10 protein-coding genes and 1 pseudogene are annotated in these 13841 nt (G+C 73.4%); 2 read left to right on the forward strand and 9 right to left on the reverse strand.

The window, feature by feature from the left end; all coding sequences use genetic code 11:
- Positions 1 to 611: peptidoglycan recognition protein (locus tag UW392_RS26030; protein ID WP_320777555.1), on the forward strand; the 611-nt coding region annotated here is incomplete at its 5' end.
- A 72-nt stretch (positions 612 to 683) separates the two neighbouring features.
- Here UW392_RS26030 and UW392_RS26035 read toward each other — a convergent pair.
- From UW392_RS26035 to cobT, 9 genes are all read right to left on the reverse strand, one after another.
- A complete protein-coding gene (locus tag UW392_RS26035) occupies positions 684 to 1202 on the reverse strand; it encodes a DUF4240 domain-containing protein (protein ID WP_320777564.1) in 519 nt (172 codons plus the stop codon).
- A 56-nt stretch (positions 1203 to 1258) separates the two neighbouring features.
- Positions 1259 to 2275 carry a helix-turn-helix transcriptional regulator gene (locus tag UW392_RS26040; protein WP_320777556.1) on the reverse strand — a complete coding sequence of 339 codons (1017 nt, stop codon included), beginning with the start codon at positions 2273 to 2275 and terminating at the stop codon, positions 1259 to 1261.
- Between the two features lie 96 nt (positions 2276 to 2371).
- Positions 2372 to 5074 (reverse strand): pyruvate dehydrogenase (acetyl-transferring), homodimeric type, encoded by a 2703-nt coding sequence (aceE, locus tag UW392_RS26045; protein WP_320777557.1) that lies wholly within the window; start codon positions 5072 to 5074, stop codon positions 2372 to 2374.
- 265 nt (positions 5075 to 5339) lie between these two features.
- Entirely contained in the window at positions 5340 to 6008 is a 669-nt protein-coding gene (locus UW392_RS26050; protein WP_320777558.1) for a GntR family transcriptional regulator, read from the reverse strand.
- A 229-nt stretch (positions 6009 to 6237) separates the two neighbouring features.
- Positions 6238 to 8106 (reverse strand): 2-oxoglutarate dehydrogenase, E2 component, dihydrolipoamide succinyltransferase, encoded by a 1869-nt coding sequence (gene sucB, locus UW392_RS26055; protein WP_320777559.1) that lies wholly within the window; start codon positions 8104 to 8106, stop codon positions 6238 to 6240.
- A gap of 65 nt (positions 8107 to 8171) precedes the next feature.
- Positions 8172 to 9560, reverse strand: coding sequence for a dihydrolipoyl dehydrogenase (gene lpdA / locus UW392_RS26060; protein WP_320777560.1), 1389 nt, complete (start codon positions 9558 to 9560; stop codon positions 8172 to 8174).
- Between the two features lie 253 nt (positions 9561 to 9813).
- Complete coding sequence (locus UW392_RS26065) at positions 9814 to 11346, reverse strand: leucyl aminopeptidase (RefSeq protein ID WP_320777561.1); 1533 nt, start codon at positions 11344 to 11346, stop codon at positions 9814 to 9816.
- A gap of 238 nt (positions 11347 to 11584) precedes the next feature.
- A complete protein-coding gene (locus UW392_RS26070; protein ID WP_320777562.1) occupies positions 11585 to 12379 on the reverse strand; it encodes an adenosylcobinamide-GDP ribazoletransferase in 795 nt (264 codons plus the stop codon).
- Positions 12380 to 12396: 17 nt separating this feature from the next.
- A complete protein-coding gene (gene cobT / locus UW392_RS26075) occupies positions 12397 to 13488 on the reverse strand; it encodes a nicotinate-nucleotide--dimethylbenzimidazole phosphoribosyltransferase (RefSeq protein ID WP_320777563.1) in 1092 nt (363 codons plus the stop codon).
- A gap of 129 nt (positions 13489 to 13617) precedes the next feature.
- Here cobT and UW392_RS26080 point away from each other — a divergent pair.
- Positions 13618 to 13841: pseudogene (locus tag UW392_RS26080) on the forward strand (class I SAM-dependent methyltransferase); the annotation flags it as partial.

The following is a 13841-nucleotide window of genomic DNA, read 5'->3' on the forward strand; positions in this document are numbered from 1 at the left end:
CCCGGCCGCCGATCGAGCCGCGCTCCCGCTGGCTGGGCGCCGACGCGCGCGCCGGCCGCCGGCCGCCGGTCCGGTACGACGACCGGGTCGCCGCCGTCTTCGTCCACCACACGGACTCCCCGAACGGGTACGACTGCGCGGACGCGCCCCGCATCATCCGGCACCTGCACGCGGGCCAGACCGGCGCCCGGGAGTGGGACGACATCGGGTACAACTTCCTCGTCGACCGCTGCGGCACGATCTACGAGGGCCGCGCGGGCGGTGTCGAGCGGCCCGTCACCGGCGCCCACACCCAGGGGTTCAACCACCGCACGGCGGGCGTCGCGGCCCTCGGCACCTTCACCGAGGGCGCGGAGGTGCCCCGGGCGATGACCGACGCGATCGCCGCCCTCGCCGCCTGGAAGCTCGGCCTCGCCGACGTCGACCCGCGCTCCCGGGTCCGCCTCACCTCCAGCAACGACCGCAGCCGGTACGCCGCCGGCACCTCGGCCCTGCTGCCCGCCCTCGCGGGCCACCGCGAGGGCTACATGACGAGCTGCCCGGGCGCCGCCCTCACGGCCCGCCTGCCCGCGATGAGGGAGACGGCGGCACGGCTCCAGGGCAGACGGTGACGGGGCGGCCGTGACGGGCAGACCATGACGGAGCGGCCGTGACGGGGCGGCCGGGGCCCGCCCACCGGATCCTCAGGACCTGAACCGTTCCCAGAGCTTGGGGTAGCGCTCCGCGAGCGCGGTGTCGTCCTCGAAGTCCAGCGGCGCCCCCGCCGGTTCCGGCGCCGCGGGCGGCACCCCGAGGTCCGGGGCGATGGTGCCGGTGAGCTGTTCGTACGCCTCGTCCGCCGCGTACCCCAGCTCCTCCCCGTCCCCGTCGATCTCCTCGTCGAAGTCGTCCAGCAGATCGGCGAGGGCGTCCGGGTCGTGCACGGCCCCCTCGAACACCTCCCGGCCCTGGCCGATCAGCCAGCACCGGAAGAAGTCGAAGGCGTCGTCGCTCGCCCCGCCGAGCAGGACCGCGGCGGCACCCCACAACTCCCAGGTGTACGCCCGGTTGTAGCGCCACTCGAAATGCCGGGCGAAGTCCAGCACCGCCTCCGGGTCCAGCTGGACGAGCCGCTCGACGAGCAGGTCGGCGTGCTCCTCGGGGTCGCCCTCGGCAGCTTCCCGGGCCGAGTCCACCAGCTCCCAGAACTCCGTCTCGTCCATCACGGCACCAGCATCGTGCCTGCCGGGGTGGGACGCACCTGGAGTGCGGTGGATTGTTATGGGCGGTACAACCGTGCCAGACGCGCCGCGTCGGCGGCGAACCGCTCGCGCAGGGACTGCGGGGACAGCACCTCCACCTCCGGTCCCAGCGCCGTCAGCTGGGTGTGCGCGACCTCCTCGGACTCCACGGGGAGCGTGAGCGTCACCCATCCCCGGTCGTCCGCGGGGCCCGCCGAGGCCAGCGCCTCATCCGTCACCGCGGGGCCGAGGGCGTACTGCAGGGTGCGTACTCCCTCCGGGGAGAGCCGGGCGACGACCTCGGCGCGCAGGATGGACCGCGCGAACTGCCGGGCCCGCTCCTCCCAGAATCCCGGCAGCCCGAACTCCTCGTCCCGGGTGAAGCGGCTCTCCAGCGCGGCGACGGCCGTGAACCGGTCGATGCGGTACACCCGGAAAGAGCCCGGCGCCCGCTCCCGCCCCTGCTCGGGTTCCTGCTCGGACCGCTGGTCCGGCACCCGCGCGCACAGGTACCAGACCCCCGCCTTCAGGACGAGTCCGTACGGTTCCAGGGAGCGCTCGACCTCGGCCTCGCCGCGCCGGTACCGGGCGGTGACGACCCGGTCGTCCCACACCGCGTCCGCGATCGCGGGCAGCAGCGCGGGGGTCTCCGGCTCCTTGAACCAGCCGGGCGCGTCCAGGTGGAAGCGCTGGGCCGCCGTCCGTGAGGCGTCCCGCAGGGAGGGCAGGAGGGCGGCGGACACCTTCAGCCGGGCGGCGGAGGCGGCGTCCTCCAGGCCCATCTCGCGCAGGGCGCCCGGGACGCCGGACAGGAACAGCGCCTCGGCCTCGCCGCGGGCCAGGCCGGTGAGCCGGGTGCGGTAGCCGCCGACCAGCCGGTAGCCGCCGGCCCGGCCCCGGTCCGCGTACACCGGAACCCCGGCCTCCGACAGCGCCTGCGCGTCCCGGGTGACCGTCCGCTCCGACACCTCCAGCTCACGGGCCAGCTCGGCGGCGGTCATGGAGGGGCGGGACTGGAGCAGCAGCACCATCTTGATGAGGCGGGCAGCACGCATGGGTTCATGATGCCGGGGGCCGGGACGGGCAGGGGCGGCGGGGGCGGGGAAACCCCGCCGCACCGCCGCCCCTGTCCACGAGCGAACCTCAGATCCTTACAGCCCGTACCGCTCCCGGGCCTCCTTCACCGCCGTCGCCTTGACCTCGCCGCGGCGGGCGAGCTGGGCGAGAGCGGCGACCACGACGGACTGGGCGTCGACGCCGAAGTGGCGGCGGGCCGCGTCCCGGGTGTCGGAGAGGCCGAAGCCGTCCGCGCCGAGCGAGGACCAGTCCTGCTCGACCCACTGCGCGATCTGGTCCGGGACCTGGCGCATGTAGTCGGTGACGGCCAGCACCGGACCCTCGGCACCCTGGAGGGCCTGGCGCACGTACGGCACGCGCTCCTCGCCCCGCAGCAGCGCCGCGTCCGCGTCCATGGCGTCCCGGCGCAGCTCCGTCCAGGAGGTCGCGGACCACACGTCGGCGGCCACGCCCCACTCGTCGGCGAGCAGCTGCTGGGCCTTCAGGGCCCAGTGGATCGCCGTGCCCGAGCCGAGCAGCTGGATGCGCGGGGCGTTCGCCGGCACGGTCACGCCCGCCGACTCCGCCGTGTTGAAGCGGTACAGGCCCTTGACGATGCCCTCGTCGATGCCCAGGCCCTGCGGCTTCGCGGGCTGCGGCAGCGGCTCGTTGTAGACGGTGAGGTAGTAGAAGACGTCCTGGTCCTCGCCGGGCGCGGCCTCGCCGTACATGCGGCGCAGACCGTCCTTGACGATCGTCGCGATCTCGTACGCGAACGCCGGGTCGTACGTCAGCGCGGCCGGGTTGGTCGCCGCGATCACGGGTGTGTGACCGTCCGCGTGCTGCAGGCCCTCACCGGTCAGCGTGGTGCGGCCGGCCGTGGCGCCGATGAGGAAGCCGCGGCCGAGCTGGTCGCCGAGCTGCCACATCTGGTCGGCCGTGCGCTGCCAGCCGAACATCGAGTAGAAGATGTAGAACGGGATCATCGTCTCGCCGTGCGTCGCGTACGACGTCGACGCGGCGATGAAGTCGGCCATCGAACCGGCCTCGGTGATCCCCTCGTTGAGGATCTGGCCGTTCTTGGCCTCCTTGTAGTACATCAGCTGGTCGCGGTCGACCGGCTCGTACGTCTGGCCCTTGGGCGAGTAGATGCCGAGGGAGGGGAAGAGGCTCTCCATGCCGAAGGTGCGGGCCTCGTCGGGGACGATCGGCACCCAGCGCCTGCCGGACTCCTTGTCGCGGACCAGGTCCTTGACCAGGCGTACGAAGGCCATGGTCGTCGCCACGTTCTGCGAGCCGGAGCCCTTGTCGAAGGCGGCGAAGGCCTTGTCGGCGGGGGCCGGGAGGGGCGCCACCGCGTGCGTGCGGCGGGCCGGGGCCGGGCCGCCGAGGGCCGCGCGGCGCTCCTGGAGGTAGCGGACCTCGGGGGAGTCGGCGCCCGGGTGGCCGTAGGGCACCTGCCCGTCGACGAACGCGCTGTCCGGGATGGGGAGTTCGAGCAGGTCGCGCATCGCCTTGAACTCGTCCACCGTCAGCTTCTTCATCTGGTGGTTGGCGTTCTTCGACGCGAAGCCCTCACCGAGGGTGTGGCCCTTGACGGTCTGGGCGAGGATGACGGTGGGCGCGCCCTTGTGCTCCACGGCCGCCTTGTAGGCCGCGTACACCTTGCGGGCCTCGTGACCGCCGCGCGAGAAGTGGAAACACTCGAGGATCTTGTCGTCGCTCAGCAGCTTCGCCATCTCGGCGAGCGCCGGGTCCTTGCCGAAGAAGTCCTCGCGGATGTAGGCCGCGTCGCGCGTCTGGTACGTCTGCACCTGCGCGTCCGGGACCTCGCGGAGGCGGCGGACCAGCGCGCCCGTGGTGTCGAGCTGGAACAGCTCGTCCCAGGCGGAGCCCCACAGCGTCTTGATGACGTTCCAGCCGGCGCCGCGGAACTGGGCCTCCAGCTCCTGCACGATCTTGAAGTTGGCGCGGACCGGGCCGTCGAGGCGCTGCAGGTTGCAGTTGATGACGAAGGTCAGGTTGTCCAGGCCCTCGCGGGAGGCCAGGGCGAGTGCCGCCGTCGACTCGGGCTCGTCCATCTCGCCGTCGCCGAGGAACGCCCACACGTGCGAGGACGAAACGTCCTTGATGTTGCGGGCGGTCAGGTAGCGGTTGAAGCGCGCCTGGTAGATCGCCGAGAGCGGGCCGAGGCCCATCGACACCGTCGGGAACTCCCACAGCCAGGGGAGGCGGCGGGGGTGCGGGTAGGAGGGCAGGCCGTTGCCGCCGGCCTCCTGGCGGAAGTTGTCGAGGTGCTGCTCGTTCAGGCGGCCGTCGAGGAAGGCGCGGGCGTAGATGCCGGGGGAGGCGTGGCCCTGGATGTAGAGCTGGTCGCCGGAGCCGTCCCCTTCCTTGCCCTTGAAGAAGTGGTTGAAGCCCGTCTCGTACAGCCATGCGGCGGAGGCGAAGGTGGCGATGTGGCCGCCGACGCCGTACTTGCTGCCACGGGTCACCATCGCGGCCGCGTTCCAGCGGTTCCACGCGGTGATCCGCTGCTCCATCGCCTCGTCACCGGGCACGGCCGGCTCGGCGGCGGTGGGGATGGTGTTGAGGTAGTCGGTCTCCAGCAGCTTCGGCAGCGCCAGACCGCCCTCCTCGGCCCGCTCCAGCGTGCGGCGCATCAGGTACGCGGCGCGGTGCGGCCCGGCCGCCTTCGTGACGGCGTCCAGGGAGGCCTGCCATTCGGCGGTCTCCTCCGGATCGCGGTCAGGGAGCTGGTCGAGCGAGCTCGGCTGGATAGCGTTGGGGTCGGTCATCGTTGCGCCGCCTTACGGATGCGGAGGGGGGTTCCCTCTGTGGCAAGGGGTGGGGGTGCCCTCTATGTCGTGGCAGGACAGGGCGAGGGCCTTGGTGGAGGCCCACCGGTGACTGTAACTCCCTGATCGATGATCGATCAAAGGGTTGACGGACAAAACCTCTTGATCACGAGAAAGTCGGCACGGGGTGCCTCCGGCCGGGGCACGCGGTGCCGGTGATTATGCGGGGTTTTCGCAGGTCGAGCCGTGTTCGAGCACGATCTCGTCACGATGGCCCGCTGCCGCCCGTGGTGCCCGTGCTGCCGGTGCTGCCCGTACGGGGCGCGCAGCCCAGCACATGGGCCTTCACCAGGTCCGCGATACGGGGGTCCCGGCGGCGGAACGCGGCCACCAGTTCCTCGTGCTCCTCGGCGTACGACTGCTGCACCGTGCCCAGCCAGCGGATGGACAGGGCGGTGAACACCTCGATGCCGAGCCCCTCCCAGGTGTGCAGCAGCACGGAGTTGCCGGCCGCCCGCACCAGCTCGCGGTGGAAGGCCACCGTGTGCCGCACCTGCCCGGTGCCGTCCGCCGCGCGGTCCGCCTCGTACAGCGCGGCGACGTGCGGTTCCAGCGCCGAGCAGTCCCGCGCCAGCCGCTCCGCCGCGAGCTCCGCCGCGATGGCCTCCAGACCGGCCCGCACCGGGTACGACTCCTCCAGGTCGGCCGCGCTCAGGTTCCGCACCCGTACGCCCTTGTTGGGGGCCGACTCGATGAGCCGCAGCGACTCCAGCTCCCGGAGCGCCTCCCGTACGGGGGTCTGGCTGACCTCCAGCTCCGTCGCGATCCGCCGCTCCACGATCCGCTCGCCCGGCTTCCAGCGCCCGCTGACGATTCCCTCCACGATGTGCTCGCGGATCTGTTCGCGCAGCGAGTGCACGACGGGCGCGGTCATGAGGGCTCCTCGTTAAGGGGCTTACGCCGCCGGGGGCGTTGACCTTTAGACAATACGGCCGCAGGGCCGCTGCGGAGGGGCGCACGGGGGCGCCGCGGCGCAGGTGAGACGAGCCTTACACGCCCCCTTACGGTGCGTACCGCCCACTGCGGCACCCGGTGGTACGACGGTGCCCCGCCCGGAGGGTTCCGGACGGGGCACCGTGGGGACACGCGCCTTTCGGCGGCGGTTACAGGCCGAGCTCGACCTCGAACTCGCCGGCCTCCAGGATCGCCTTGACGGCCGTCAGGTAACGGGCCGCGTCGGCACCGTCCACCAGGCGGTGGTCGTAGGAGAGCGTCAGGTAGGTCATGTCGCGGACGCCGATGACCGTGCCCTCCTCCGTCTCGATGACGGCCGGGCGCTTCACCGTGGCGCCGATGCCGAGGATCGCGACCTGGTTCGGCGGCACGATGATCGTGTCGAACAGCGCGCCGCGCGAGCCGGTGTTGCTGATGGTGAAGGTCGCGCCGGCCAGCTCGTCCGGGCTGATCCTGCTCGCCCGGACCTTGCCCGCCAGCTCCGCCGTGGCCTTGGCGATACCGGCGAGGTTGAGGTCGCCGGCGTTCTTGATGACCGGGGTCATCAGGCCCTTCTCGGAGTCCACCGCGATACCGATGTTCTCGGTGTCGAAGTAGGTGATCGTGTTCTCGGCCACGTTGATCCGGGCGTTGATGGCCGGGTGGGCCTTCAGCGCCTGGGCCGCGGCCTTGACGAAGAACGGCATCGGGGAGAGCTTGACGCCCTCGCGGGCGGCGAAGCCGTCCTTGGCCTTGGCGCGCAGCTTCATCAGCCGCGTGACGTCGACCTCGACGACCGAGGAGAGCTGGGCCTGCTCGGTCAGGGCCTTGACCATGTTGTCGCCGATGACCTTGCGGATGCGCGGCATCTTGACGGTCTGGCCGCGCAGCGGGGAGGCCTCCAGGGCGGGGGTCTTCTTCGCTGCGGGGGCGGCCGGGGCGGCAGCGGCGGCCGGGGCCGGGGTGGCCTTGGCGGCCTCGGCGGCGGCGATCACGTCCTGCTTGCGGATGCGGCCGCCGACGCCCGTGCCCTTGACGCCGGCCAGGTCGACGCCGTTCTCGGCGGCGAGCTTGCGCACCAGCGGGGTCACGTACGCGCCGTCGTCGGCCGGCTGGGCGGCGGCCGGAGCGGCCGGGGCCGGGGCCTGCGCCGGAGCGGGAGCCGGAGCGGACGGCGCCGGGTCGGGAGCAGGGGTCTCCTGCTGCTGCGGGGCCGGGGCGGAGGGCGCCTGCGGGGCAGGAGCCTCCTGCGCCGGGGCGGGCGCCGGAGCCGCGGGGGCCTCCTGCGCCGGGGCCTGGGCGGGCTGCGCCGGGGCCTCGGGGGCGGCCGGGGCCTGGGCCGGAGCAGCGCCCGGCTGGCCGATGACGGCGAGCTTGGCGCCGACCTCGGCGGTCTCGTCCTCGGCGACCACGATCTCCAGGAGCACGCCGGAGGCGGGCGCCGGGATCTCGGTGTCGACCTTGTCCGTGGAGACCTCGAGCAGCGGCTCGTCGGCCTCGACGGACTCGCCGACCTCCTTGAGCCAGCGGGTGACGGTGCCCTCGGTGACGGACTCGCCGAGCGCGGGCAGGACGACGTCCGTGCCCTCGGCGGAGCCGCCGCCGGAGGCGGCCTCGGCGGTGGGCGCCGGGGCGGGGGCCTCCTGCTGGGTGGAGGGCTGCGCGGCCGGGGTGGGCTCCGGGGCCGGCGGGGCGACCTGCGCCTCGGCCTGCGGGGCCGACTCGGCGGCGGGGGCCGGGGTCTCGGCAGAGGGCGCGGCGTCAGCAGCTCCGGTGGAGCCGGTGCTCGCACCGGGGCCCGTGCCGTCGTCGATGACGGCCAGCTCGGCGCCGACCTCGACGGTCTCGTCCTCGGCGACCTTGATGGAGGCCAGGACACCGGCGGCGGGCGAGGGGATCTCGGTGTCGACCTTGTCGGTCGACACCTCGAGCAGCGGCTCGTCGGCCTCGACGCGCTCACCCTCGGCCTTCAGCCAGCGGGTGACGGTGCCCTCGGTGACGCTCTCACCGAGCGCCGGAAGGGTTACGGAAACCGGCATGGTTTCGTGTGCTCCTTACGAATTGCTCTGAAGTCTGTATGGGGTCGGCGTACGTCGACCGAGGGTCAGTCGTGCGAGTGCAGCGGCTTGCCCGCCAGCGCCAGGTGAGCCTCGCCGAGCGCCTCGTTCTGCGTCGGGTGGGCGTGGATGAGCTGGGCGACCTCGGCGGGGAGCGCCTCCCAGTTGTAGATCAGCTGGGCCTCGCCGACCTGCTCGCCCATGCGGTCGCCGACCATGTGGACGCCGACCACGGCACCGTCCTTGACCTGGACGAGCTTGATCTCGCCCGCGGTCTTCAGGATCTTGCTCTTGCCGTTGCCCGCCAGGTTGTACTTCAGCGCGACGACCTTGTCCGCACCGTAGACCTCCTTGGCCTTGGCCTCGGTGATGCCCACGGAGGCGACCTCGGGGTGGCAGTACGTCACGCGCGGGACACCGTCGTAGTCGATCGGGACGGTCTTCAGGCCGGCCAGCCGCTCAGCGACGAGGATGCCCTCGGCGAAGCCGACGTGCGCGAGCTGCAGCGTGGGCACCAGGTCGCCGACGGCGGAGATCGTCGGGACGTTGGTGCGCATGTACTCGTCGACGAGGACGTAGCCGCGGTCCATGGCGACGCCGGCCTCCTCGTACCCGAGGCCCTGGGAGACCGGGCCGCGGCCGATGGCGACCAGGAGGACCTCGGCCTCGAAGGTCTTGCCGTCGGCGAGGGTCACGCGGACGCCGTCCTGCGTGTACTCGGCCTTCTCGAAGAAGGTGCCGAGGTTGAACTTGATCCCGCGCTTGCGGAACGCGCGCTCCAGGAGCTTCGAGGAGTTCTCGTCCTCGACCGGGACGAGGTGCTTGAGGCCCTCGATCACCGTGACGTCGGTGCCGAAGGACTTCCACGCGGAGGCGAACTCGACGCCGATGACGCCGCCGCCCAGGATGATCGCGGACTGCGGCACGCGGTTGATCTTCAGCGCGTGGTCCGAGGAGATGATCCGGTCGCCGTCGATGTCAAGGCCCGGCAGCGACTTCGGCACGGAGCCGGTCGCCAGCAGGACGTGACGGCCCTCGACCCGGCGGCCGTCCACGTCGACGGAGGTGGGGGAGGAGAGGCGGCCCTCACCCTCGATGTAGGTCACCTTGCGGGAGGCGATCAGCCCCTGCAGGCCCTTGTACAGGCCGGAGATGACGTCGTCCTTGTACTTGTGGACGGCCTCGATGTCGATGCCCTCGAAGGTGGCCTTCACACCGAACTGCGCGCTCTCACGGGCCTGGTCGGCGATCTCGCCGGCGTGCAGCAGGGCCTTCGTCGGAATGCAGCCGTTGTGCAGGCAGGTACCGCCGACCTTGCCCTTCTCGATCAGGGCGACGTCCAGGCCCAGCTGGGCCCCGCGCAGGGCCGCGGCGTAACCGCCGCTACCGCCGCCGAGGATCACTAGGTCGAAAACGGTGCTGGCGTCGTTCGCCACGTCACGTCCTCCATGCATTGCGCCGTACGCCGGTCTCCAGTGACCGGTCGGCGGCTGGTGTCCGGCCGCTCTTTCTTCGGCCCTGTGGTGGGGGCCCTGTCCTGCCGTGGCCCATCTTCGCACTTGTCGGAGGCATACGGGACGCGGGGCCCAGGTGTGAGGCGTCCAACACGTCCGGCGCGGGGCGCGGGACGGCCCCGGGGCGTGAGCACCCGGGGCCGTTCCGTGACGACGCAGTGGGGCGGGAGGGACGTCAGCCCAGGTCGCCCGCCGCCGTGAGCTCCGCGAGCCGCACCAGGGTGCGCACCGCCGAGCCCGTGCCGCCCTTCGGCGTGTAGCCGAACGGGGCCGACTCGTTGAAGGCCGGGCCCGCGATGTCGAGGTGTGCCCAGGTGATGCCCTCGCCGACGAACTCGCGCAGGAACAGGCCGGCCACCAGGCCGCCGCCCATCCGCTCGCCCATGTTCGCGATGTCCGCGGTGGACGAGTCCATGCCCTTGCGCAGGTGCTCCGGCATCGGCATCGGCCAGGCGGCCTCGCCGACCTCCTCGGCGGCCTCGTGGACGGCGGTGCGGAACGCGTCGTCGTTGGCCATGATCCCGAAGGTGCGGGCGCCGAGCGCCAGCATCATCGCGCCGGTCAGCGTCGCCACGTCGACGATCGCGTCCGGCTTCTCCTCGGAGGCCTTGGTGAGCGCGTCGGCCAGCACCAGGCGGCCCTCGGCGTCGGTGTTGAGGACCTCGACGGTCTTGCCGCTGTACATGCGCAGCACGTCGCCGGGGCGGGTGGCCGAGCCGGACGGCATGTTCTCGGCGAGCGCGAGGTAGCCCGTGACGTTGACCGCAAGGCCCAGGCGCGCGGCGGTCACGACCGCGGCGAACACGGCGGCGGCACCGCTCATGTCGCACTTCATCGTCTCGTTGTGCCCGGCGGGCTTCAGCGAGATGCCGCCCGAGTCGTACGTGATGCCCTTGCCGACGAAGGCCAGGTGCTTCTTCGCCTTGGAGGACGTGTACGACAGCTTGACCAGGCGGGGCGGGGAGGCCGAGCCGGCGCCGACGCCGAGGATGCCGCCGTAGCCGCCCTTGGCGAGCGCCTTCTCGTCGAGCACCTGCACCTTGATGCCGTGCTCCTTGCCGGCGGCCTGCGCGACGGCGGCGAACGCCTCCGGGTTCAGGTCGTTCGGCGGGGTGTTGATCAGGTCGCGGGCCCGGTTCAGCTCCTCGGCCACGGCGACGGCCCGCTCGACGGCGGCCTTGTGGGCGCGGTCGCGGGGCTTGGCGCCGAGCAGCGTCACCTCGGCGAGCGGCCCCTTGCCGTTCTTGCCGTTCTTCGCCTTGGCGTCGCCGTTGTCCTTGTACGCGTCGAAGCTGTACGCGCCGAGCAGCGCGCCCTCGCCGAGGGCGCCGACGTCACCGGCGTCGGTGACCGGCAGCGCGAACGCGGCCTTCTTCGCACCGGCCAGCGCCCGGGCCGCGGCACCGGCCGCCCGGCGCAGCGCCTCGGGCTCGTACGAGGTGTCCTTCTCGGGCTGTGCCCCCAGGCCCACCGCCAGCACGAGCGGCGCCTTGACACCGGACGGCGCGGGCAGCTTGGTCACCTCACCCTCGGCGCCCGAGGCGCCGAGGGTCTCCAGGACGTCGGCCAGCTTGCCGTCGTACGCCTTGTCCACGGCCTCGGCGCCCGGCGCGACGACCGGGCCTTCGGCGCCCTTCGCGACACCGACCACGAGCGCGTCGACCTTGAGGCCGGACGCGGCGGAGGTGCTGAGAGTGAGAGCAGTCACGGTGGTGAATTCTCGCTTCCGATTGAGTTTTCGGTGGCCGAACGGATGGGGTCGACCGGCCCTGGAGGAAGACCCTAGATCCGTCATGTGCGGCGGCCCCGGCCGGGCCGGGGGGAACCGTGCGGCGCAGGCGGCTCCTGCCGGGCCCGGGGGCGCCAAGGACGAGCCTAGGCCCTGCGCGCCGGAAAGGGCCTGTCCGCCTGCGCGTTCCTGCCGGTGGGGCGGCCGGGAGGGGGCCTCACCGGCCCAGCGAGAGCACGACGAGCGCAGCCGTCGCAGCGGTCTCCGCCAGTGCGCCGAACACGTCGCCCGTCACCCCGCCGAAGCGGCGCAGACAGTGCCGCAGCAACAACTCGGCGCAGGCGCAGGCCAGTACGACCGCGAGGGCCGCCCGCACCAGGTCGTACGGTCCGAGGAGGGCGCCCGCGGCGGCCGCCGCCACGGTCACCCCGCCGGCCACGAGCACCGCGTCCCGTACGGGAACCGTGCCCGCGACCGCCGCGCCCAGTCCCTCGGGGCGGGCCGCGGGCACCCCGGCGCGCGCGGCCAGGGTGAGGGCGAGGCGGGCCGCGGTGGCGGAGACGACGGCCGCGAGGGCGCCGTGGGCCCACGAGGTGCCGTACGCCTGGGCGAGGACGGCGACCTGGGCGAAGAGCACCAGGATCAGGGTGATGACGCCGAAGGGGCCGATGTCGGAGCGCTTCATGATGCCGAGCGCCTCGGCGGCGGGCCTGCCGCTGCCCAGCCCGTCGGCGGTGTCGGCGAGGCCGTCGAGGTGCAGGCCGCGGGTGAGCACGGCGGGTACGGCGGCGGTCGCGACGGCCGCGAGCAGGGCGCCCGCGCCGAGCAGGAGCAGCAGCAGCCCGAGCGCGGCGGACGCGAGCCCCACGACCAGTCCGGCGAGGGGTGCGCACAGCATCCCGGCACGGGCCGCCCCGCGGTCCCAGCGGGTCAGCGGGACGGGCAGCACGGTGAGCGTGCCGAAGGCGAAGCGGAGCCCGTCGGCGAGGGGCGGGAGCGGGGTGTTGCGCATCGGCGCAGGTTACCGGCCTAGTCAGCGGTCTCCGCGGGCGCGTCCTGCCCCGGGTTCCCGGTGTCCTCCCGCTCCGGCAGTTCCGCGGCGAGCGCGGCGGCCGCCTGGACGAGGGGCAGGGCCAGCAGCGCGCCCGTGCCCTCGCCGACGCCCACCCCGTGGTCGAGCAGCGGCTCGACGGCCATCCGGTCCAGCGCCTTGGCCTGGGCCGGCTCGCCGCTGCGGTGGCCGGCCAGCCACCAGTCCGGGGCGCGGAACGCGATCCGCTGGGCGACCAGGGCGCAGGCGGCCGACACCACGCCGTCCAGGATCACCGGGGTCTTGCGCACCGCGCACTGCAGCAGGAAGCCGGTGGCCGCGGCGAGGTCGGCGCCGCCCACCGTGGCCAGCAGCTGCAATTGGTCGCCGAGGACCGGGCGGGCCCGGCGCAGCGCGTCCCGTACGGCCGCGCACTTGCGCATCCACGCCAGGTCGTCGATGGCCCGGCCGCCCCGCCCGGTGACCACGGAGGCGTCGGTCCCGCACAACGCGGCGACCAGCACGGACGCCGCCGTGGTGCCGCCGACGCTCACGTCGCCGAGCACCACCAGGTCCGTCCCCGAGTCCGCCTCCTCGTCGGCGACCGCGACGCCCGCGAGGAACGCCGCCTCCGCCTCCTCCGAGGTCAGCGCGTCCTCGACGTCGATCCGCCCGCTGCCGCGCCGCACCCGGTGCCGTACGACCTCGGCGGGCAGCTCCTCGGGCGGGCAGTCCAGCGCCATGTCGACCACGCGCACCGGCACGTCCAGGCGGCGCGCCAGCACCGCCACCGGGCTGTTCCCGGCCAGCACCTCCCGCACCAGGCGCACCGCCGTCCCCGCGGGCCGCGCGGACACGTCCTGTGCCGCGATGCCGTGGTCGCCCGCGAACAGCACCACCCGGGGGCGCGTGACCGGCCGCACCGGCACCGAGGACTGCGCCGCCGCCAGCCACTCGCCCAGGTCGTCCAGGCGCCCCAGCGCTCCGGGCGGCACGGTCTGCCGCTCCCGCCGCGCCTCCGCGTCGCGGCGCACACCGCCGTCGGGGCGCTCGATCAGATCGGTGAAGTCGTCGAGATTCAGCGCGCTCATTCGCCGAACAGTACCGGCCGCGATCGAACGCGGCGGCGCCACATCGGCGGCTCGGCGGCGGCACGTCGTTGCGCCCGCGATCGCCATCCCATACGTTCCGATTTGATCCGCTTTGCCTCGGGAGTCGCCATGCCCACCGCCGTACCCGCCGCCGAACCGTCCCACGCGCCGCGCCGCGCCGACTGCCCCTGGTGCGGCTCCACCGGGCTGCGCACCCGGGTCCGTCCGCCCTTCCTGGTGGACGAGTGCCGGAGTTGCGCCCACACCCTCCTCGCCCTCCGGCCCACCGCGGGCACCCCGGCCCCGCGCCCCCGCCCGACGCGCGGCGGCCGCGACGCCCCGGACCGGCGCCA

The organism is Streptomyces sp. CRN 30 (assembly GCF_034105845.1).